Raw genomic sequence first — 19878 nt, 5'->3', positions numbered from 1 at the left:
TCGTACCGCCCGGTCAGCCGGCGGTGCCGGCGGGCTGCCGGTCGTCACGCGCGCCGCCGTCGGTGCCGGCCGGCTGACCGTCACCGCCGGCCGGGCGGCGACCACGCAGCAGCCAGAACAGGCCACCACCGACGGCGAAGGTGAGCAGCACCCCGACCACCCCGGACAGGCCCGTGGAGAGGAAGCCGTTGTCCACGCCCCGGATGCCGTAGTCGGCCAGCGGGCTGTCGGCCAGCTCATGGTCCTTCGCCTGCCGGGCCGGGCAGGAACCGCCGGTGATCTCGTCGTCGGCGTTCACCGTGCAGCCCTTGAGCAGCGACGAGTCCAGACCGTCGGGGTGCGACGAGGCGTAGTTGCTGACCACCCCGGCCAACACCAGGGCGACCAGCAGGCCGACCGCCACGAAACCCCAGGAACGCTTCCTCACCGGGCACCTCCGACAGCCGGGACAGGGGCCGGCACGGTCGCCGGCTTCAGCGCGCGCAACGCGTACACCAGATCGGGTCGGACCTTGGCCACGGTGGCGACCGTGGTCGCGGTGATCAGCCCCTCGCCGATGCCGATCAGCAGGTGGACCCCGGCCATCGTGCCGGCCAGGCCGGTCAGGTTGCCGCCCAGGTCGGTGGTGCCGCCGAGCCAGTACTGCACGACGAACCCCTGGGAGGCGACGACCACGCTGACCAACGCCGAGACGAAGGCGGTCACCGCCAGGCCGGTGGGGGTGCGGGGCAGCACCCGCAGCAGGCCGGCGATCAGCAGGTACGCCGCCGCGGTGCCGAGCAGCGCCATGTTGGTGATGTTCAGGCCGAGCATCGCGACGCCGCCGTCGCCGAAGACCAGGGCCTGCACGATCAGCACCACCGACACGCAGAGCGCGCCGACCCAGGGGCCGACCAGCAGGGCGGCGAGCGCGCCGCCGAGCAGGTGACCGGAGACCCCGGCCGTGAAGATCGGGAAGTTGAGCATCTGCACGGCGAAGATGAACGCGGCGACCAGGCCGGCCATCGGCGCGAGCCGGTCGTCCAGGTCACGTCGGCCGCGCAGCACGCAGAAGGTCAGGGCGGCCAGCGCGACGGCCGCGAAGACGCCCGCGACGGGACCGTTGATGATCCCGTTCGAGATGTGCATCGCCAGGGTTTCCACATGACCTCCAGTCGGCCGGCGTGCCCAGCCTATTTCCCGCTGGCTGTTGTTGCCAAGATGCGGCAACAAGGCACTGCGTCGTTCACCACCGGGCCATCGCCCGGCCGCCCGGGCCCCGCCCACGCGGGTGGAACACCGGACCATGCGGGTCGTCCCGAAGAACCGGCTTCCGCACGCCCGCCGGGTGCACCGGCCGGCCCGGAGCACCAGCCGGCCCGAACGGCCCAGGGGACCGCCACCACGTCCCGGGCGCCCCGGCGGGGATCAGCCGGCACGTCACCCCCCGACGGTAGGGTCGTCGCCATGACCGCGCCCGACCGGCTCGCCCCCGGCGACCCCGCCCCCGACTTCACCCTCCCCACCGACACCGGGGAGACGCTCGCCCTGGCCGCGCTGCGCGGTCGCCGGGTCATCCTGTACGCCTACCCGGCCGCGATGACCCCCGGCTGCACCAAACAGGCCTGTGACTTCCGTGACTCGCTCGCCTCGCTCCAGGCCGCCGGTTACGAGGTGGTCGGCATCTCCCCCGACCAGCCCGCCAAGCTGGCGAAGTTCCGCGAGCGCGACGCCATCACCTTCCCGCTGGTCGCCGACGTCGACAAGGCGGTGCTCACCGCGTACGGCGCCTTCGGCGAGAAGCAGTCCTACGGCCGTACGGTGACCGGGGTGATCCGGTCCACCTTCGTCATCGACCCGGACGGAAAGATCGAGCACGCGTTCTACAACGTCAAGGCGACCGGCCACGTCGCCAAGCTGCGCCGCGACCTCGGCCTCGACTGAACGCGTCACACCTCGTCGCTACTGTGCGCGCATGACCCGATACAGGTACACGCCGGAGATGCTCGCCCAGGCGGCGGCGCAGTCCCGCAGCATCGCCGACGTCCTGCGCGTTCTCGGGGTCCGGTTCAGCGGTGGTTCACACGCGCACATCAGTCGTCAGCTCAAGCGGCTGGGCATCGACACCTCGCACTTCACCCGCCGTCCGGGCGGGGGTGGCCGACCGTCCGGGCGGCGTACCCCGTCGGTCCAGGTGTTGCGGCCACTGCCGGCGGGTTCCCGACGGGTGCCGGGCGCCCGCCTGAAGGCTGCGCTGCGTGACATCGGCGTTCCCGACGAGTGCGAGGGGTGCGGCACCAACCCCGTCTGGCAGGGGCGGCCGCTGACCCTGCACGTCGACCACCTCAGCGGCGACTTCCTCGACAACCGGCCGCCGAACCTACGGCTGCTCTGCCCGAACTGTCACAGCCAGACCCCGACCTACGCCGGGCGTCACCGGTCCGGCGGCGGAGCCCGCCAGTCCGGTGCGGTGCCCGACGTCGCCGTCCCGCCGCCGGCCGCGTACCGTCCACCAGCCCCGGCACCTGTCGACGCGGAGCGGGTCGCGGAGGTGATCCGACAGGTCGAGGCGGGTGTCATCGGGCCGAGCGAGGCGGCCCGGCGGATCGGCTGCCACCGCAACCACGTCACCCGGCTCCGCCACCGGCTCGCCACCACCGGCACCGCCGCCGCCCCGCTCCGACCGCGCAGCGGCTCGCCGCACCAGGAAACCGTCCTCCGGTACGCACTGGCCCGTCCCGATCTGGGACCACGGAAACTCGCCGCGTTCATCCGCGAGGCGACCGGCGACACCTACGTCGTCAGTCACGGGACGGTATCGAACATCCTGCGCCGGGCCGGGCTCTCCACCGTTTCCGCGCGACGCTCTAAACTCTGACGCGAGCGGGAGTGGCGGAATGGCAGACGCGGTAGGTTTAGGTCCTATTGTCCGAAAGGACGTGGGGGTTCAAGTCCCCCCTCCCGCACCACACGACCCTGTCGGGAGGGTCACGATCGCGGGCGCACGACGCGTCGGCGCAGCAGGATCGACAGGGTGAGCCTGCGTTTCGTCCTCGACCCCGATCTCACCCCCGCCCTGCGCGAGCAGATCGTCGACCTGTGGGTCGAGGTCACCAACGCCGGCGGTGCGGTCGGCTTCGTCGCCCCGGTCACCACCGCCGACGTACGCCCCGTCGCCGAGGCGACCTTCGCCGCCGTCACCGACGGTCCGGACCGGATGCTGGTCGGCTACGAGAGTGACCGACCGGTCGCGGTGTTGTTCCTCGCCGACAACCGGTTCGGCTTGAAGGCGCACTGGGGCATCCTCAAGCGGGTGATGGTGCACCCGGCCACCCAGGGGCGCGGCCACGGGCAGGCCCTGATGCGGGAGGCCGCCCGGCGCGCGCCCGAGCTGGGTTGGCGGGCGCTGCACGTGACGGTGCGCGGCGGGCTGGGCCTGGAGAGGTTCTACGACCGGCTCGGTTACCGCGAGGTGGGCCGGCTGCCGGGCGCGCTGCGGGTGGCAGCCGACGACGACCGGGACGAGATCCTCATGTGGCGGGACCTGGACACCCCGGACTGACCGTCCGACGGACCGCGCTCGACCGCCGCCGGGTCGACCCGGCGGCGTCCGGCCCCGCTCCCGACGGACGGGCCGCTCCGGCGACCGGGCGACGCGCGGCTGGTCCCGCCGAGCCGAGGCGGGCAGCGGCGGTGGAGGACCGGCGGGAGTCAGCCCCGGGACGTGCAGTCGACCGGCCGGCCCGCGCCCGGCTCCGCCTTCGACGCGGCGAGCGCGGGCGGGTCGCTGACCTGCGGTGCACCTGGTGAACTGGCGGAGGCGACCGCCGACGGGCTGGCGGTGGCCCGGGTCGGGCTGGCGGCGGGGCTCGGGGAGGACGGCCGGCTGGTCGGGTTCTTCCGCGCGGCGGGGGCGCTGCCGCCGTACATCTTCACGGTGCTGCGCTGGACCCGGCCGGGGGACATGGTGACGCCGCTGGCGGTGACGCGGTGGCCGTACACATCGGTGACCCGGACGGCGTACGGGCCGGGACCGGCACCCGAGTCGATCTGCCAGTAGTTGTAGTCCTGCCGGGCGGCGGTACGCCAAGCGCCGGAGCCCTGGCGTACCTCGACGGCGCGCAGCGGGTTGCCGTGCTCGGCGACCAGCACCGCGAACCAGTACTGCGACGCGCCCTCCTTGATCCGGAAGGTCAGCGGGCCGGACAGTGGCGGGTCGACGGCCGCGCGGTAGCTGACGTTGACGATGCCCTGCACCGGGTCGGCGATCCGGGCGAACGCCTCGCGGGAGAGGTCGACGTGCCCGGGGGCGCACTCCGGGCACTGGTCCATGATCAGGACCCGGACGGTGCCCCGCGGGCCGGTGACGTCGAGGTACCCGCCGCAGGCCGCGCCGGAGCTGTACTCGGTGGGGCCGAGGGCCACGTACATCCGGTCGGCCGGGGCGGACGGGTAGGAGCAGTTCCCGCCGGCCCCCTTCGAGTCGTAGAAGGTGGCTTTCCCCTTGTGGACCGTACTACCGGTGGGTGGGGCCGCCAGTGCCAGCCGCCCGGCGGCCACCGGCCCGGCACCGGCCAGCGCGACCGGCGGGGCGGCGCAGGCGGGGGCGGCTCCGGAGCGCAGCGCGAGGCTCAGCCCGAGCACGGTGGCGAGCGCGGCGACGCCACCGGCGGCCAGCCAGCGGCGGCGTCCGCCACCCTGGGCGCGGCGACGCCCCGGCCCGGGACGCGCGGCGGGGGCGCGACCGCCCGGCCCGGGGTCGGGTTGCTGGGACACGCTGCCATCGGTCACGCCGACCGATGCTGCCGCAGGCGACGACCCGGGGACAAGCGGGCTAAGCGAAAGCTAAGCCGGTCAGCCGATCCGGTTACGGTGGAGGCCCGACGCGATCACGGTGAGCGACTGCAGCGGTTCGGCGGTCTCCGGCCGGGTACGCAGCAGGTCCTCCAGGCGGACCCGCCAGCGGCCGGCTTCGACGGCGGCGGCCTCGGGCGTGGTCCGGGCCCATGGCAGCAGCCGCCGCCGGGTGTCCTGGAGGGAGCCGGCGTGGTCGGGGCCGAGCAGTTCACCGAGTTCGGCGCGCAGCCAGTCGAAGAGTTCGTCGTCGGGGACGCTCGCGACGATCAGGCGGGCCATGTCCCAGGCCACGCGGGGGTGGTGGAGAACCTGCATGCCGACTCCTCCGTCGATGGTGGCGATTCGGCAATCATCGATCCGGCACCGTACCGGGGGCAACACCCCGGCCGGCGGAGTACGGCTCGGCCGTCCGGCACCGGTCGGGCACGGCGGCCCGCCCCACCCGGGTCCACGCCGGTCGCCCCGGCTCCGCGGGGCGGGCCGCTCACCAGGCGACACCGATGCCGTCGCCGGGGTACCAGTGGTCGAGCGGGGTCTCGCGGTAGGCGAGGAACCGGCGGCCGGTGCGTTCGGCGTGTTCGGCGAGCACCCCGGTGGTGGTGACGTTGTCGGTGAGCAGGATCGCGCCGGGGGCCAGCTTCGGCTCGACGGCGTCGAACTCGCGGCGTTCGTGGTCGTGGCTGTGGTCGCTGTCGTGCAGGAACAGGTCGACCGGCCGCTCCAGGGCGGCGATCGCGGTGACCGAGTCGCCGACCACCAGGTCGATCACGTCGGCCCAGGGTGCGCTGCGGGCCAGGTAGCCGGCCTCCGGGTTGACGTCCAGCGAGGTGAGCCGGCCGGGGTGCCCCTCGGCGGCGTTGCGCAGCAGGGCGGCGGCGAGGACGCAGCTACCCAACCCCTTGTCGGTGCCGGTCTCGACGACGTGGGTGGGCCGGGTGGCCCGGACGATCGCGTACCAGCCGATCCGGCGCGCGTAGCGGACCCGGCGGTCGGCCAGGCCGCGTCGGGCGGACCGGGCGGTGGCCTGTTCGATGTGCCGGCGCAGCGTCGCGTCGCCGGTGATCTCGGCGAGGTGGCCCCGGACCCGGGCCACCGGGACGTCGCAGACCACGCTGACGAACCAGGTCAGGTGCTCCCGGCTGAGCCGGGTCAGTTCGTAGGTGTAGTTGTGGTGCTCCCGGGAGGTGGCCAGCCAGCGGGCCGAGGTGCGCAGCACCTTCGCGTCGTACCTGGCGACCCTGGCGAGCCGCCCGGGGAAGGCGGCCACCGGTGCCAGCGGGGTGCGGGCGATGGCCCGGCGCAGTCTCGTCGCATCCACGGCGCGGTTTCTATCAGCCGCAGGTGACGGGCGGCTGAACGTCCAGCGTACGGCGGCTTTTCGGGCCTCGGGCCGTCGGGCGAACGTGGGCTGCCGTACTGGGTGGCGGCTCAGTAACATGCGGCCGTGCCAGCAGGTGAGAACGTTTCGGAACCCGCTCCGACCCGGTCCGACGACGCCCCGGGGTCGCCGCCGAAGCGCCGACGGGGCTGGCGGATCGCACTGATCGTGCTGCTGGCCCTGGCCCTGCTGGGGGCGGGTGGCGTCGGCGCGGGCGCGCTCTATCTGCGCTCGGTCGACAAGGACGTCGAGCGGGTGGACGCCTTCACCGGGGTGCCGACGCAGAACCGACCGCCGGTGGTGGCCCGGGACGCCATGAACATCATGGTCCTGGGCAGCGACTCCCGGGACCCGGAACGGACCGAGGGGTCCCGCACCGACACGATCATCCTGGCCCACCTGCCGAAGGACCGGAAGAGCGCCCAGCTCGTCTCGATCCCCCGGGACACCTGGGTCCGCGTACCCCGGTCGGCGGACGGCCGACACGGCGGCCGGACCGCGAAGATCAACGCGGCGTACGCCTGGGGTGGGATTCCGCTGATGGTGCAGACCGTCGAGGAGTTCACCCGGGTGCACGTCGACCACGTGGCGGTGGTCGACTTCGCCGGCTTCCAGGAGATCATCGACGCGCTGGGCGGGGTCGACATCACCGTCGACCACCGGTTCACCTCGATCCACCCGCCGCTGCGCACCTTCCCCGCCGGGCGGCAGACGATGGACGGGGCGACAGCGCTGGACTACTCCCGGCAGCGCAAGCAGTTCCCGGACGGCGACTTCGCCCGGATCCGGCACCAGCAGCAGGTGATCCGGGCGATCCTCGACAAGGCGGCCACCGGCGGCATCCTGACCAGTCCGGGGAAGCTCAACGACTTCGTCCGGGCCGCCTCGTCGTCGGTCTCCGTCGACCGGGAGATGTCGCTGCTGGACCTGGCGACCGAGCTGCGCGGCCTGCGCGGCGGCAACCTCACCTTCGTCACCAGCCCGTCGCGGGGCACCGGCCGGGTGGGCACCGAGAGCGTGGTCTTCGCCGACGAGCAGAAGTCCGAGGCGTTCTACGACGCGGTCCGCCGGGACGCCACCGCCGAGATCGTCCGCGCCGCCCGCTGAGGCGGACGGCGACCACCGGCCCCGACGGCAGGCACCCGCGTCCCGGCGGCCCGGACGACGATCGCCTGTCCGGGCGGCGTCGGGCGGGGGCGGGCGGTGGTTGCTCCTGAAATATTTCATGCATAGAGTCGCGGCATGAATGACGGAGCCGTCGCCGCGCCGCCGGACCGGCTGCTCGACCTGTTCCACGGGGTCCGGCTCACCCCCACCCAACGGCGCATCGCGCACTGCCTCGTGCAGCACGCCGCCACCGTGGCCTACCTGTCGGCGGCCGAGGTGGCGGAGCTTGCCGGGGTCAGCCAGCCGTCGGTGACCCGGTTCGCCGTGGCGCTGGGCCACGACGGCTACCCGGCGCTGCGCCGCCGGCTGCGCGAGCTGACCGCCGCCGGGCCCGACGGTCGCCCCGACGACGGCAACGAACTGCAACTCGCGGTACGCGCCGAGATGGCCAACCTGGACCGGCTGGCCGGCGAGCTGGCCGACCGGGACAGGATCGCCACCGCCGGTCGGCTGCTCGCGGCGAGCCGCCCCCTGCCGGTGCTCGGCCTACGGGCCGCCGCGCCGCTGGCCGCCTACTTCGCGTACTTCGCCGCCAAGGTGCTGCCCGACGTCCGGGTCCTCGACGACGGAGGCAGCCTGCTCACCGACCGGCTCGAACAGGCCGCCTCGGCCGGGGCTGACGCGCTGCTCGCCTTCGTGCTGCCCCGCTACCCCCGGGAGACCCTCGACGCGCTGCGCGCCGCCCGCGACGCCGGCCTCACCGTCGTCGCGATCACCGACTCCCCGGTCAGCCCCGCCACCGAGTACGCCGAGCTGGTGCTCCCCGCCGCCGTCGGCACCGACCTCGTCTTCGACCTGCACACCGCCCCGATGACCCTGGCCATGGTGGTGCTCCAGGCGATCTGTGACGCCGCCCCGATCCAGACCCAGCGCCGCCTGGAGGCGTTCGAGTCGTCCGCCGCCCGTCGTCAGTTGTTCCTCGGCTGAGAGGAGTACGCCATGCACCAGCCCGTCCGTGCCGCCCGTGGCACCACCCGTACCGCGCAGGGGTGGCCGCAGGAGGCCGCCCTGCGGATGCTGATGAACAACCTCGACCCGGAGGTGGCCGAACGCCCCGACGACCTGGTGGTCTACGGCGGCACCGGGAAGGCGGCCCGGGACTGGCCGTCGTACCACGCGCTGGTGCGCACCCTCACCGGGCTGCGCGACGACGAGACGATGCTGGTGCAGTCGGGCCGCCCGGTCGGGGTCATGCGGACCCACGAGTGGGCCCCCCGGGTGCTGCTGGCCAACTCCAACCTGGTCGGCGACTGGGCCACCTGGCCCGAATTCCGCCGGCTGGAATCCCTCGGCCTGACCATGTACGGGCAGATGACCGCCGGTTCGTGGATCTACATCGGCACCCAGGGCATCCTCCAGGGCACCTACGAGACGTTCGCCGCCGTCGCCGCGAAGTGCTTCGGCGGCAGCCTCGCCGGGACGCTGACCCTCACCGCCGGCTGCGGCGGGATGGGCGGGGCGCAACCCCTCGCGGTCACCATGAACGACGGCGTCTGCCTGATCGTGGACGTGGACCGCACCCGGCTCGACCGGCGGGTGCACGACCGCTACCTCGACGAGGTGGCCGACTCGCTCGACGACGCCGTCGCCCGGGTGCTGGCCGCGAAGCGGGACCGGCGGGCGTTGAGCGTCGGTGTGGTCGGCAACGCCGCCACCGTCTTCCCCGAGCTGCTGCGCCGGGGCGTGGCCGTCGACGTGGTCACCGACCAGACCAGCGCGCACGACCCGCTGTCGTACCTGCCGGAGGGGGTGGAGTTGGCCGACGCGCGGGACTACGCGGCGGCCAAGCCGGCCGAGTTCACCGACCGGGCGCGGGCGTCGATGGCGAAGCACGTCGAGGCGATGGTCGGTTTCCTCGACGCGGGCGCGGAGGTCTTCGACTACGGCAACTCGATCCGGGGCGAGGCGCAGTTGGGAGGGTACGCGCGGGCGTTCGACTTCCCCGGCTTCGTGCCGGCGTACATCCGGCCGCTGTTCTGCGAGGGTAAGGGGCCGTTCCGCTGGGCGGCGCTCTCCGGTGACCCGGCCGACATCGCCGCCACCGACCGGGCCGTGCTCGACCTGTTCCCGGAGAACGAGTCGCTGGCCCGGTGGATGCGGATGGCCGCCGACCGGGTCGCCTTCCAGGGACTGCCGGCCCGGATCTGCTGGCTGGGCTACGGCGAACGGGACGTCGCCGGGGTGCGGTTCAACGACATGGTCGCCTCCGGTGAGCTGTCCGCACCGGTCGTGATCGGCCGGGACCACCTGGACTGCGGCAGCGTCGCCAGCCCCTACCGGGAGACCGAGGCGATGGCCGACGGGTCCGACGCGATCGCCGACTGGCCGCTGCTCAACGCGCTGGTCAACACCGCCAGCGGCGCATCCTGGGTGTCCATCCACCACGGCGGCGGAGTGGGCATCGGCCGATCCATCCACGCCGGTCAGGTCTGCGTCGCCGACGGCACCGCGCTGGCCGGGCAGAAGATCGAACGGGTGCTCAGCAACGACCCGGCGATGGGCGTCATCCGACACGTCGACGCCGGCTACGACACCGCCCGCGACATCGCCGAGCGCGACAACGTCCGCATCCCCATGGCCGAGCACCGATGAGCGCGAGGAGCGCAGCGCAGCGGAGCCCCGCAGTCGCGAACGAAGGGGAAACCGCGTGAGCGGCCTTGCCGGGCGGTTCCGGGAGTTGTGGGACGAGATCGCGCCGGTCGGCCGGGACGCCGACAGCGGCGGCTATCTGCGGTACGCGCTGACCCCGCCGGAGCTGCGGCTGCGGGAGTGGTTCCGGGAGCAGGCCGACCTGCGGGGCATGCCGGTCAGCGGGGACGGCAACGGCAACCTGTTCGCCTGGTGGGGCGACCCGCCCACCGACGGGCCGACCACCGACGGGCCGACCACCGACGGGCCAGCCGGCACCGGGGCGGTGCTGACCGGCAGCCACTTCGACTCGGTGCCGCACGGCGGGGCGTACGACGGGCCGCTCGGCATCGTCAGCGCGTTCCTCGCCGTGGACGAGCTGCGGGCCGCAGGCGTCACCCCGGTCCGGCCGGTGGTGGTGGCCGCGTTCGTCGAGGAGGAGGGGGCCCGGTTCGGCGTACCGTGCCTGGGGTCGAGGCTGCTCACCGGCGAAATCGACGCCGACCGCGCGGCCGGGCTGCGCGACGCGGCCGGGGTGAGCTTCGCCGAGGCGCTGGGCCACCGGCCGGCGGGGGCCGACCCGGCGCTGCTCGGCCGGTTCGCCGCGTTCGTGGAACTGCACGTCGAGCAGGGGCGGGCGCTTGTCGACGCCGACGCGCCGGTCGCGGTGGCGAGCGTCATCTGGCCGCACGGCCGGTGGCGCTTCGAGCTGCGCGGCGAGGGCAACCACGCCGGTACGACCCGGATGGCCGACCGCCGCGACCCGATGCTCACCTTCGCGTTCACCGTGCTCGCGGCGAACAAGGAGGCCCGGCTGCGCGGCGCGCACGCCACCGTGGGCCGGATGTCGGTGGAACCCAACGCCACCAACGCGATCGCGTCGACGGTGACCGGCTGGCTGGACGCGCGCGCGGCCGAACCGGACACCCTGCACGACCTGGTCGAAGCGGTCCGGGCCAAGGCCGCCGAGCGGGCCCGCCGCGACGGCACCGAGCTGACCGTGACCCGGGAGTCGGCCACCCCGCTGGTCACCTTCGACGGCAGGCTGGCCGACCGGCTGGCGGGGCTGCTGGCCGCGCCGGTGCTGCCCACCGGGGCCGGCCACGACGCCGGGGTGCTCGCCGCGCACCTGCCCACCGCGATGCTGTTCGTGCGCAACCCGACCGGGGTGTCGCACTCCCCCGCCGAGTCGGCCACCGACGACGACTGTGCGGCCGGGGTGGTCGCGCTGGCCCGGGTGCTGGAGGAGCTGGCATGCCACTGACCCGTTGGCTGGCCGAGCAGGCGTGGCTGCCCGATCATGCCGCACCGACCCCGGACGTACTGATCGAGGCCGAGGACGGCCGGTTCACCGCCGTCACGCCGCTGGCCCGGGGCACGTCGCCGCAGACCGGGGTCGAGGTGCTCGCCGAGGCGGTACGGCTGCCCGGGCTCACCCTGCCCGGCCTGGCCAACGCCCACTCGCACGCCTTCCACCGGGCGTTGCGCGGGCGTACCCACGGCGGTCGGGGTGACTTCTGGAGCTGGCGGGAGCAGATGTACGCCGTCGCCGGCCGGCTCGATCCCGACTCCTACCTGGCGCTGGCCCGGGCCGCGTACGCGGAGATGGCGCTGGCCGGGGTGACCTGCGTCGGCGAGTTCCACTACCTGCACCACGGCCCCGACAGCCGGCCGTACGACGACCCGAACGCGATGGGTGCGGCGCTTGTCGAGGCGGCGGCGCAGGCCGGTATCCGGATCACCCTGCTGGACGCCTGTTACCTGACCGCCTCGGTGGCCGGGGAGCCGTTGGTCGGGGTGCAGCGGCGCTTCGGTGACGGGGACGCGCTGCGCTGGGCGGAACGGGTCGACGGGTTCCGGCCAGCCGGGGCGCACGCGCTGCGCGGGGCGGCGATCCACTCGGTACGCGCGGTGCCGGCGGACCAGCTCGCCAGCGTCGCCGGGTGGGCGTACCGGCAGGGTGCCCCGCTGCACGTGCACCTGTCGGAGCAGCCCGCCGAGAACGACGCCTGCCGGACGGCGCACGGGCGTACCCCGACCGGGCTGCTCGCCGACCGCGGGGTGCTCGGCCCCGACGTCACCGCCGTGCACGCCACCCACCCGACCGGTGCCGACCTGGCCCTGCTGGCCGAGCACCGGACCGGGGTGTGTCTGTGCCCCACCACGGAACGGGACCTGGCCGACGGGATCGGGCCGGCCCGGCTGATGGCCGACGCCGGCATCCCGCTGAGCCTGGGCAGCGACAGTCACGCCGTGGTCGACCTGTTCGAGGAGGCCCGCGCGGTGGAGCTGGACGAGCGGCTGCGTACCCGGCGACGCGGGCACTTCACCGCCGCCGCGCTGCGCGACGCGGCCACCGTCACCGGGCACGCCGCGCTGGGCTGGGCCGACGCCGGCCGGATCGCCGTCGGGGAACGCGCCGACCTGGTGACCGTACGGCTGGACAGCCCGCGTACCGCCGGGGTGCCGCCGGTGGGGGTGTTCTTCGCGGCCACCGCCGCCGACGTCGACCAGGTGGTGGTCGACGGGCGGCAGGTGGTGCGCGACGGCCGACACCTGACCGTGGACGTGCCGGCCGAGCTGCGCGCGGCGATCGCGGCGGTGACCGGTGACTAGCCGGGTCCCGGCCGGGTCCGGGCAGCGGCCGGCGACTCGCGGCGGGGGCGGCCGGTCCGGGACGGGAGGGGCGGCGTGAGCAGCCTGCTGGTCGACAACATCGGCGAGTTGGTCACCAACGTGCCGGCGGCCGGCGGGGACGGACCGTTGGGTCTGCGGCGGGGGGTCGCCCTGCTGGTGGAGGCGGGTCGGGTCGTCTGGATCGGCCCGGCCCGCTATGCGCCGGCCGCCGACCGGCGGATCGACGCCGAGGGGGGCGCGGTGCTGCCCGGGTTCGTGGACAGCCATGCGCACCTGGTGTTCGCCGGGGACCGGGCGGCGGAGTTCGCGGCCCGGATGGCCGGTGAGCCGTACACCGGAGGGGGTATCCGGACCACGGTCGGTGCGACCCGGGCGGCCTCCGACGACGACCTGCGGGACACCGTGCACCGGCTGCGCGACGAGGCGATGCGGCAGGGCACCACCACCATGGAGATCAAGAGTGGGTACGGCCTGACCGTCGCCGACGAGGCCCGCTCGCTGCGGATCGCCGCCGAGGTGACCGCCGAGACCACCTTCCTCGGCGCGCACGTCGTCCCCGCCGAGTACGCGGGCCGGCCCGACGACTACGTGGGGCTGGTGTGCGGGCCGATGCTCACCGCCGCCGCGCCGTACGCCCGCTGGGTGGACGTGTTCTGTGAGCGGGGCGCCTTCGACGCCGACCACACCCGGGCGATCCTCACCGTCGGGCAGGCCGCCGGGCTGGGGCTGCGGTTGCACGCCAACCAGCTCGGCCCGGGGCCGGGGGTACGGCTGGGGGTGGAGCTGGGGGCGGCCAGCGTCGACCACTGCACCCACCTGTCCGACGCCGACGTCGACGCGCTGGCCGGCTCGGCCACCACCACCGATCCGACCGTGGCGACCCTGCTGCCGGGGGCGGAGTTCTCCACCAGGTCGCCGTACCCGGATGCCAGGCGGCTGCTCGACGCGGGGGTGACCGTGGCGCTGGCCACGGACTGCAACCCCGGGTCGTCGTACACCTCGTCGATGCCGTTCTGCGTCACGCTGGCCGTCCGCGAGATGCGGATGACCCCGGCGGAGGCGGTCTGGGCCGCGACGGCGGGCGGCGCGCAGGCGTTGCGCCGCACCGACGTCGGGGTGCTGCGCCCCGGCGTACGGGCCGACCTGATGATCCTCGACGCCCCGTCCCACCTGCACCTGGCCTACCGGCCGGGTGTCCCACTGGTCCGCCAGGTCCTGCACAACGGAGTACCGCAATGTCGACTGTGACCGTCCAGCCCACCGGGATCACCCCCGCCGACGTGCTCGCCGTGGCCCGCGGCGACGCCCGGGTCGTCCTCGCTCCGGCCGCCGTCGAGGCGATGGTCGACAGTCGGTCCATCGTGGACGGCATCGAGGCCGCCGGCCGCCCGGTGTACGGCGTCTCCACCGGTTTCGGGGCCCTGGCCAACACCTTCGTCGCCCCGCAGCGCCGGGCCGAGTTGCAGCACGCGCTGATCCGTTCGCATGCGGCCGGGGTGGGTGCGCCGATGCCCCGCGAGGTGGTGCGGGCGATGATGCTGCTGCGGGTCCGCTCGTTGGCACTGGGCCGCTCCGGGGTCCGTCCGCTGCTCGCGCAGGGGCTGGTCGACCTGCTCAACTCCGACGTCACCCCGTGGGTGCCGGAGCACGGCTCGCTCGGTGCCTCCGGTGACCTGGCGCCGCTGGCGCACTGCGCGCTGGTGCTGCTCGGCGAGGGGTGGGTGCTGGGACCGGCCGGCGAACGGGTCGACGCCGCCGACGCGCTGCGCGCCGCCGGGCTGACCCCGGTCGCGTTGGCCGCCAAGGAGGGGCTGGCGCTGATCAACGGCACCGACGGGATGCTCGGGATGCTGCTGCTGGCCGTCGCGGACGCCCGGCACCTGTTCGCCATGGCCGACGTGACCGCCGCGCTGGCCATCGAGGCGATGCTCGGCTCGGAGCGCCCCTTCCTGCCCGAGCTGCACGCCATCCGGCCGCACCCGGGGCAGGCCGCCTCGGCGGCGAACATTCACCGGCTGCTCCAGGATTCCCGGGTGATGGACTCGCACCGTGACGACCTGGCGCACGCCGTGCAGGACGCGTACTCGATGCGGTGTGCTCCGCAGGTGGCCGGCGCGGCCCGGGACACCCTGGACTTCGTCGCGACGGTGGCCGGCCGGGAGCTGGTCTCGGTGGTGGACAACCCGGTGGTGTTGCCGGACGGCCGGGTCGAGTCGACAGGCAACTTCCACGGCGCTCCGCTCGGTTTCGCCGCCGACTACCTGGCCATCGCCGCCGCCGAGGTGGGGGCGATCGCGGAACGCCGGGTGGACCGGCTGCTCGACGTGACCCGCAACCGGGACCTGCCGGCGTTCCTGTCCCCCGACGCGGGGGTGAACTCCGGGCTGATGATCGCCCAGTACACGGCCGCCGGGATCGTCGCGGAGAACCGCCGGCTGGCCGCGCCCGCTTCGGTCGACTCGCTGCCCACCAGTGGCATGCAGGAGGACCACGTCTCGATGGGCTGGGCGGCGACCAAGAAGCTGCGCACCGTGCTGGACAACCTGACCAGCCTGCTCGCCGTGGAGCTGCTGGCGGCGGTACGGGGCCTGCAACTGCGCGCACCGCTGGAGCCGTCACCGGCCGGCCGGGCCGCCGTGGCCGCACTCGGGGGTGCGGCCGGCGAGCCCGGTCCCGATGTCTTCCTCGCCCCGGTGATGGAAGCGGCCCGCGCCGTGCTCGCCGGCCCCGACCTGCGTAGCGCCATCGAGCGGGAGATCGGCCCCCTGGGCTGACCGCCCGCCGCCCCGGCTTTCCCGGACCTCCCCACCCCACTCCGTCCTGGCAGGACCCGCTGCCCACGGCGGAGTCGTTCGCCCCCGGCGGAATCGGCCGCCCCCGGCGGAATCGGTCGGGGCCTGGGCACTCACCCCGGCAGGTTCACCGCCGTCGTGGGCCGGCCTCCGCCATCACACTCCACCGCGCCCCCTCAGCTGGACCACAATCGCCGCACCCCCGGAAACCATCCCATCTGCCACCACAATCCGTGATGTTTCTTCTTCCCCACTACCGTTACCGAGAGTGGCGAAGCTCGTCACCCTCACCTATCCCCACTCGCATCCTTTGCTCTGCTGCCATAGACGCGACGCCGCTCTCACCAGCAGAAACCGGAACCCGGTCGGAAAAGCCTCCGATAGAGGCAGTGACTCTCGGCATGCGTCGCTTCAAGGGCAGCAGAGCAAAGGATGCGGATGCCATTGGGTCTCGCCGGCCAGGCGGTCACTCTTGGTGAACAGGAGGGCTTGGCGTAGTGGGGCGGGACGGGACGAAGAGGAGCGTGTTTCGTCGGCCGGGCCCGCAGCGGAGGGGCGACGGGCATGCGGCACCGCAGACGGAAGAGCGCGCCACGGAACCGCGCCGGCCACTCCCCGGGCAGTGGCGACGCCTGGATGCCTACGGGATGCCGAGCCCGTCACGAGCCGAGCAGCGGAATGAGCCACCCCCGCCCGGAGAGGGCCACCCGAGGAGCAGGAACGGGGGGGTCAGGTGGCGGGCAGCACCTTGGCGGCCAGCTTCGCCAACTCGCGCAACGCCTTGCCCCGGTGGCTGATCGCGTCCTTCTCCTGCGGGGTCAGCTCCGCGTTGGTGCGGTCCTGGCCGTCGCCGAGGAAGATCGGGTCGTACCCGAAACCGCCGTCGCCGCGCGGGGCGCGCAGCAGCCGGCCAGACTGGCGGCCGTCGACCAGGTGTTCCTTGCCGCCCGGCAGCACCAGCGCCACGGTGCACACGAAGGCCGCCCCCCGGTGCTCGTCAGGCAGGTCGGCGATCTGGTCCAGCACCAGTTGCAGGTTGGCCCGGTCGTCGCCGTGCCGCCCCGCCCAGCGGGCGCTGAAGACCCCCGGCATGCCGTTGAGCGCGTCCACCGCGATGCCGGAGTCGTCGGCGATGGTGGGCAGACCCGTACGCCGGCAGCCCTCCCGAGCCTTGATCAGGGCGTTCTCACCGAAGGTGAGGCCGGTCTCCGGCAGCTCGGGATACTCCTCGACGTCGTCGAGGCCGAGCAGGGCGATCCGGTGCGCGCCGAGCGCGCCGTCCAGGATGCGCTGCAACTCCACCAGCTTTTTGCGGTTCCGGGTGGCGAGCAGGACCTTGTTCATGATGCGAGCGCCTTCCGCTGGGCCTCGGCCAGTTCCAGACAACCCAACGACGCGACGTCCAACAACGCGTCGAGCTGCGCCCGGGAGAAGACACCGTCCTCGCCCGTGCCCTGCACCTCGACGAAGTCCCCCTCGCCGGTGCAGACGACGTTCATGTCCACCTCGGCGGCCACGTCCTCCACATAGCAGAGGTCGAGCAGCGGCTCGCCCGCGACGATCCCGACGCTGACCGCGGCCACCGAGCGATGCATCACCTTCTCCGGCTTGCCGGCCAACGACTTACGGCCGGCAAGCCAGCTCACCGCGTCATAGAGGGCCACGTACGCGCCGGTGATCGAGGCGGTACGGGTGCCGCCGTCGGCCTGGAGCACGTCGCAGTCGAGCACGATCGAGTTCTCGCCGAGCGCCTTGAGGTCGACGCAGGCGCGCAGGCTGCGGCCGATCAGCCGGGAGATCTCGTGGGTCCGCCCACCGATCTTGCCACGGACGCTCTCCCGGTCCGAGCGGGTGTTGGTGGCCCGGGGCAGCATCGCGTACTCGGCGGTGACCCAGCCGAGCCCGGAGCCCTTGCGCCAGCGGGGCACACCCTCGGTGACGCTTGCGGTGCAGAGCACCCGGGTGCCGCCGAACTCGACGAGCACCGAGCCCTCCGGGTGGGTGCTCCAGCCCCGGGTCAACGTCACCGGTCGGAGTTGGTCGGGTCGCCGCCCGTCAGGTCGTGCCATCCCTGCACCCTATGCGGTCGCATGATCGGCGCATGCCCGGGTGCCCGGTGTGCTCAGATGTCGTAGGTGGCGCCGGCCCGGACCACTTCCATCGGCCCCGTGAAGGCCCCGGCGGCCGAGGCGATGGTGTGCGACTCGCTGCCCCAGGCCACCACCAGATGGGTCAGCAGCAGTCGGCCCACCCCGGCCTTGGTAGCCGTTTCGCCGGCCTCCCGGCCGGTGAGGTGCAGGTCCGGTGGATTGTCCACCCCGTCGAGGTAGCTGGCTTCGCAGAGGAAGACGTCGGCATCCTGGGCGAGCCGCAGCAGCGCGTCGCAGGGGGCGGTGTCCGATGAGTAGCAGAGCACCCGGCCCTCGTGCTCCAACCGCACCCCGTAGGTCTCGACGGGATGGTTCACCCGGTCGACGGTGACGGTGAACGGGCCGATCGGGAAGGTGCCCGGCTGGAGCCCGTAGAACTGGTAGACGTCCTCGACGCCGCTGTCGTCCTGGCCGTAGGCGGTGGCGAGCCGGTCCGGGGCCCCCGGCGGCGCGTAGACCGGCAGCGGCGGGTACGGCCCGTCCGGGGCGTACCGCCGGACCACCACGTATGACGCGGCGTCGAGAATGTGGTCGCAGTGCAGGTGGGTCAGGAGGATGGCGTCCGGGGCGTGCAGCCCGGCGTACCGCTGGAGGGTGGACAGCGAGCCCGGCCCGAAGTCGACCAGCAGGCGGAAACCCTGCGCCTCGACAAGGTAGGCGGAGCAGGGGGACTCAGGGCCGGGGAAGCTCCCCGCGCAGCCCAGAACGGTCAGCCGCATCGGGTGGCCCCACGATTACTAGGCGTAGTCGACACGCCGGGGTCAGCACCGCTGATGATCTCAACCGACGCGTACGCCACGCTGGGCAGCCTACGCGCAGCGACGGCAGGGCAAGAATCATCTACTGGAAGTTGTCACCAACGTGACACCCACAGGGCCGGCCGACGGTCCCGTCGACCGGCCCACCCGGTGGGTCAGGCCCAGAGCTGCCCCTCCAGGGCGCCCTCGGCGTCGGCGAGCGTGCCGCCGTACGCCCCGGTGGAGAGGTACTTCCAGCCACCGTCGCAGACCACGAAGGCGACGTCGGCCCGTCGGCCGTCCCGCGCCGCCTCGTGCGCCACGGCCAGGGCGGCGTGCAGGATCGCCCCGGTGGAGAAGCCGGCGAAGATCCCCTCCACCTCCACCAACTGCCGGGTGCGCAGCACCGCGTCCCGGGTGCCGACCGAGAAGCGGCGGTTGAGCACCGTCGCGTCGTACAACTCGGGGACGTAGCCCTCGTCGATGTTGCGCAGGCCGTAGACCAGTTCGCCGTAGCGCGGCTCGGCCGCCACCACCTGGATGCCCTCGACCTTCTCCCGCAGGAACCGCCCGGTGCCCATCAGGGTGCCGGTGGTGCCCAGGCCCGCCACGAAGTGCGTGATGGTGGGCAGGTCGTGCAGCAGCTCGGGCCCGGTGGTCTCGTAGTGCGCCCGGGCGTTGGCCTCGTTGCCGTACTGGTAGAGCATGACCCAGTCCGGATGGTCGGCCGAGATCTGCTTCGCGGTGGCGACGGCCTGGTTGGAACCACCCGCCGCCGGCGAAAAGATGATCTCCGCGCCGTACATCCGGAGCAGCTGGACCCGCTCGGTGGAGACGTTCTCCGGCATCACGCAGACCAGCCGGTAGCCGCGCAGCTTGGCCACCATGGCCAACGCGATACCGGTGTTGCCGCTGGTCGGCTCGAGGATGGTGTCCCCCGGGCGGAGCCGGCCGGCCTGCTCTGCCGCGCGGACCATGAACAGGGCCGCGCGGTCCTTGATGCTGCCGGTGGGGTTCCGGTCCTCCAGCTTGGCCCAGAGCCGCACCGGCGGTGCCCCGTCGGGCACCGTCGGCGAGAGCCGGGGCAACCCCACCAGGGGGGTGCCGCCGCAGGCGTCGAGCAGGCTGTCGTACCGCGCCATGACGCCCGCCCTCAGCGGGGAGCGACGGCCGCGCGCCGTGCCGCCACCGCCGCGGTGGCCGCACGGTGCTGGCTGATCGCCGCCGCAGCGGCGAAGCCGAACGCCCCACCGGCCACGGCCGGCAGCACGGTCACGCTGTCGCCGTCGTTGAGCTTGGCGTCCAGCGCGCCCAGGAACCGGACGTCCTCGTCGTTGACGTAGACGTTGACGAAACGGTGCAGCACGCCCGCGTCGGTGACAAGCCGGGCCTTCAGGCCGGCGTGCCGGGTGTCCAGGTCGGTGAGCAGGTCGCCCAGGGTGTCCCCGGCGCCCTCGACGACCTTCGCGCCGCCGGTGTAGCTGCGCAGGATGGTGGGGATGCGAACCTCGATGGCCATGACGTACTCCTTGGTCGGGTGTGCCTCGGTGCCG

Annotated in this window: 20 protein-coding genes and 1 tRNA gene; 11 read left to right on the top strand and 10 right to left on the bottom strand. The window is 73.6% G+C overall.

Annotated features, from left to right (window positions below; genetic code table 11):
- Positions 1-13: 13 nt before the first annotated feature.
- Positions 14-427, bottom strand: a complete 414-nt coding sequence (locus tag AB0K25_RS12835; protein ID WP_208567418.1) for a PDGLE domain-containing protein — start codon at positions 425-427, stop codon at positions 14-16.
- Positions 424-1143, bottom strand: coding sequence for an energy-coupling factor ABC transporter permease (locus AB0K25_RS12830; protein ID WP_219467734.1), 720 nt, complete (start codon positions 1141-1143; stop codon positions 424-426). The genes AB0K25_RS12835 and AB0K25_RS12830 overlap by 4 nt, the downstream gene beginning before the upstream one ends.
- Before the next feature lie 303 nt (positions 1144-1446).
- On the opposite strand from AB0K25_RS12830, the gene bcp reads away from it, so the two are divergent.
- From bcp to AB0K25_RS12810, 4 genes are all read left to right on the top strand, one after another.
- Complete coding sequence (gene bcp / locus AB0K25_RS12825) at positions 1447-1923, top strand: thioredoxin-dependent thiol peroxidase (RefSeq protein ID WP_219467731.1); 477 nt, start codon at positions 1447-1449, stop codon at positions 1921-1923.
- A 31-nt stretch (positions 1924-1954) separates the two neighbouring features.
- Positions 1955-2857 carry a helix-turn-helix domain-containing protein gene (locus tag AB0K25_RS12820; protein WP_219467729.1) on the top strand — a complete coding sequence of 301 codons (903 nt, stop codon included), beginning with the start codon at positions 1955-1957 and terminating at the stop codon, positions 2855-2857.
- Between the two features lie 5 nt (positions 2858-2862).
- A tRNA-Leu gene (locus AB0K25_RS12815) sits at positions 2863-2948 on the top strand.
- A gap of 65 nt (positions 2949-3013) precedes the next feature.
- Positions 3014-3541 (top strand): GNAT family N-acetyltransferase, encoded by a 528-nt coding sequence (locus AB0K25_RS12810; protein WP_219467728.1) that lies wholly within the window; start codon positions 3014-3016, stop codon positions 3539-3541.
- Positions 3542-3690: 149 nt separating this feature from the next.
- Here the strand turns inward: AB0K25_RS12810 and AB0K25_RS12805 are convergent, their stop codons facing one another.
- The 3 genes from AB0K25_RS12805 to AB0K25_RS12795 all read right to left on the bottom strand — a co-directional run bounded on the left by AB0K25_RS12805 (position 3691) and on the right by AB0K25_RS12795 (position 6154).
- Positions 3691-4770 carry an expansin EXLX1 family cellulose-binding protein gene (locus tag AB0K25_RS12805; protein ID WP_357534732.1) on the bottom strand — a complete coding sequence of 360 codons (1080 nt, stop codon included), beginning with the start codon at positions 4768-4770 and terminating at the stop codon, positions 3691-3693.
- Positions 4771-4833: 63 nt separating this feature from the next.
- Positions 4834-5151 (bottom strand): hypothetical protein, encoded by a 318-nt coding sequence (locus tag AB0K25_RS12800; RefSeq protein WP_219467725.1) that lies wholly within the window; start codon positions 5149-5151, stop codon positions 4834-4836.
- A 169-nt stretch (positions 5152-5320) separates the two neighbouring features.
- Positions 5321-6154 carry a class I SAM-dependent methyltransferase gene (locus AB0K25_RS12795; protein WP_363820136.1) on the bottom strand — a complete coding sequence of 278 codons (834 nt, stop codon included), beginning with the start codon at positions 6152-6154 and terminating at the stop codon, positions 5321-5323.
- A gap of 126 nt (positions 6155-6280) precedes the next feature.
- On the opposite strand from AB0K25_RS12795, the gene AB0K25_RS12790 reads away from it, so the two are divergent.
- The 7 genes from AB0K25_RS12790 to hutH all read left to right on the top strand — a co-directional run bounded on the left by AB0K25_RS12790 (position 6281) and on the right by hutH (position 15420).
- On the top strand, positions 6281-7321 hold the full coding sequence (locus AB0K25_RS12790) for an LCP family protein (protein ID WP_308291034.1): 1041 nt from the start codon (positions 6281-6283) through the stop codon (positions 7319-7321).
- A 135-nt stretch (positions 7322-7456) separates the two neighbouring features.
- Positions 7457-8308 carry a MurR/RpiR family transcriptional regulator gene (locus tag AB0K25_RS12785; RefSeq protein WP_208567425.1) on the top strand — a complete coding sequence of 284 codons (852 nt, stop codon included), beginning with the start codon at positions 7457-7459 and terminating at the stop codon, positions 8306-8308.
- 12 nt (positions 8309-8320) lie between these two features.
- Complete coding sequence (hutU, locus tag AB0K25_RS12780) at positions 8321-9973, top strand: urocanate hydratase (protein ID WP_363820133.1); 1653 nt, start codon at positions 8321-8323, stop codon at positions 9971-9973.
- Positions 9974-10028: 55 nt separating this feature from the next.
- Positions 10029-11273: an allantoate amidohydrolase gene (locus AB0K25_RS12775; protein WP_363820130.1), complete on the top strand. Its 1245-nt coding sequence runs from the start codon at positions 10029-10031 to the stop codon at positions 11271-11273.
- Complete coding sequence (locus tag AB0K25_RS12770) at positions 11270-12625, top strand: formimidoylglutamate deiminase (RefSeq protein ID WP_219470720.1); 1356 nt, start codon at positions 11270-11272, stop codon at positions 12623-12625. Before AB0K25_RS12775 ends, AB0K25_RS12770 begins: the two co-directional genes overlap by 4 nt.
- A gap of 75 nt (positions 12626-12700) precedes the next feature.
- Positions 12701-13894 (top strand): imidazolonepropionase, encoded by a 1194-nt coding sequence (hutI, locus tag AB0K25_RS12765; protein ID WP_363820127.1) that lies wholly within the window; start codon positions 12701-12703, stop codon positions 13892-13894.
- Positions 13882-15420, top strand: coding sequence for a histidine ammonia-lyase (hutH, locus tag AB0K25_RS12760; RefSeq protein WP_363820124.1), 1539 nt, complete (start codon positions 13882-13884; stop codon positions 15418-15420). Before hutI ends, hutH begins: the two co-directional genes overlap by 13 nt.
- A gap of 747 nt (positions 15421-16167) precedes the next feature.
- On the opposite strand, the gene rdgB is transcribed toward hutH, so the two are convergent.
- The 5 genes from rdgB to AB0K25_RS12735 form a co-directional block, all read right to left on the bottom strand.
- Positions 16168-16782, bottom strand: a complete 615-nt coding sequence (rdgB, locus tag AB0K25_RS12755) for an RdgB/HAM1 family non-canonical purine NTP pyrophosphatase (RefSeq protein WP_208567430.1) — start codon at positions 16780-16782, stop codon at positions 16168-16170.
- On the bottom strand, positions 16779-17507 hold the full coding sequence (rph, locus tag AB0K25_RS12750; protein ID WP_204927210.1) for a ribonuclease PH: 729 nt from the start codon (positions 17505-17507) through the stop codon (positions 16779-16781). Before rph ends, rdgB begins: the two co-directional genes overlap by 4 nt.
- A gap of 53 nt (positions 17508-17560) precedes the next feature.
- Positions 17561-18307 (bottom strand): MBL fold metallo-hydrolase, encoded by a 747-nt coding sequence (locus AB0K25_RS12745; RefSeq protein WP_208567431.1) that lies wholly within the window; start codon positions 18305-18307, stop codon positions 17561-17563.
- Positions 18308-18501: 194 nt separating this feature from the next.
- On the bottom strand, positions 18502-19467 hold the full coding sequence (locus AB0K25_RS12740; protein ID WP_208567432.1) for a cysteine synthase: 966 nt from the start codon (positions 19465-19467) through the stop codon (positions 18502-18504).
- An 11-nt stretch (positions 19468-19478) separates the two neighbouring features.
- The gene (locus AB0K25_RS12735) at positions 19479-19844 is read right to left on the bottom strand and encodes a MoaD/ThiS family protein (RefSeq protein WP_219467707.1); all 366 of its coding nucleotides are present in this window, start codon (positions 19842-19844) and stop codon (positions 19479-19481) included.
- Positions 19845-19878 lie beyond the last annotated feature (34 nt).

It is taken from the genome of Micromonospora sp. NPDC049257 (assembly GCF_040678915.1).
Classification (GTDB): domain Bacteria; phylum Actinomycetota; class Actinomycetes; order Mycobacteriales; family Micromonosporaceae; genus Micromonospora; species Micromonospora antibiotica.
This window is presented reverse-complemented; position numbering and strand designations above follow the sequence as displayed.

Bases quoted from the DNA above. Each gene is read 5' to 3' on its own strand.
- bcp (WP_219467731.1), top strand. From the start codon at position 1,447: ATGACCGCGCCCGACCGGCTCGCCCCCGGCGACCCCGCCCCCGACTTC.
- AB0K25_RS12820 (WP_219467729.1), top strand. From the start codon at position 1,955: ATGACCCGATACAGGTACACGCCGGAGATGCTCGCCCAGGCGGCGGCG.
- AB0K25_RS12800 (WP_219467725.1), bottom strand. From the start codon at position 5,151: ATGCAGGTTCTCCACCACCCCCGCGTGGCCTGGGACATGGCCCGCCTG.
- AB0K25_RS12785 (WP_208567425.1), top strand. From the start codon at position 7,457: ATGAATGACGGAGCCGTCGCCGCGCCGCCGGACCGGCTGCTCGACCTG.
- hutU (WP_363820133.1), top strand. From the start codon at position 8,321: ATGCACCAGCCCGTCCGTGCCGCCCGTGGCACCACCCGTACCGCGCAG.
- hutH (WP_363820124.1), top strand. From the start codon at position 13,882: ATGTCGACTGTGACCGTCCAGCCCACCGGGATCACCCCCGCCGACGTG.
- rdgB (WP_208567430.1), bottom strand. From the start codon at position 16,782: ATGAACAAGGTCCTGCTCGCCACCCGGAACCGCAAAAAGCTGGTGGAG.
- rph (WP_204927210.1), bottom strand. From the start codon at position 17,507: ATGGCACGACCTGACGGGCGGCGACCCGACCAACTCCGACCGGTGACG.
- AB0K25_RS12745 (WP_208567431.1), bottom strand. From the start codon at position 18,307: ATGCGGCTGACCGTTCTGGGCTGCGCGGGGAGCTTCCCCGGCCCTGAG.
- AB0K25_RS12740 (WP_208567432.1), bottom strand. From the start codon at position 19,467: ATGGCGCGGTACGACAGCCTGCTCGACGCCTGCGGCGGCACCCCCCTG.
- AB0K25_RS12735 (WP_219467707.1), bottom strand. From the start codon at position 19,844: ATGGCCATCGAGGTTCGCATCCCCACCATCCTGCGCAGCTACACCGGC.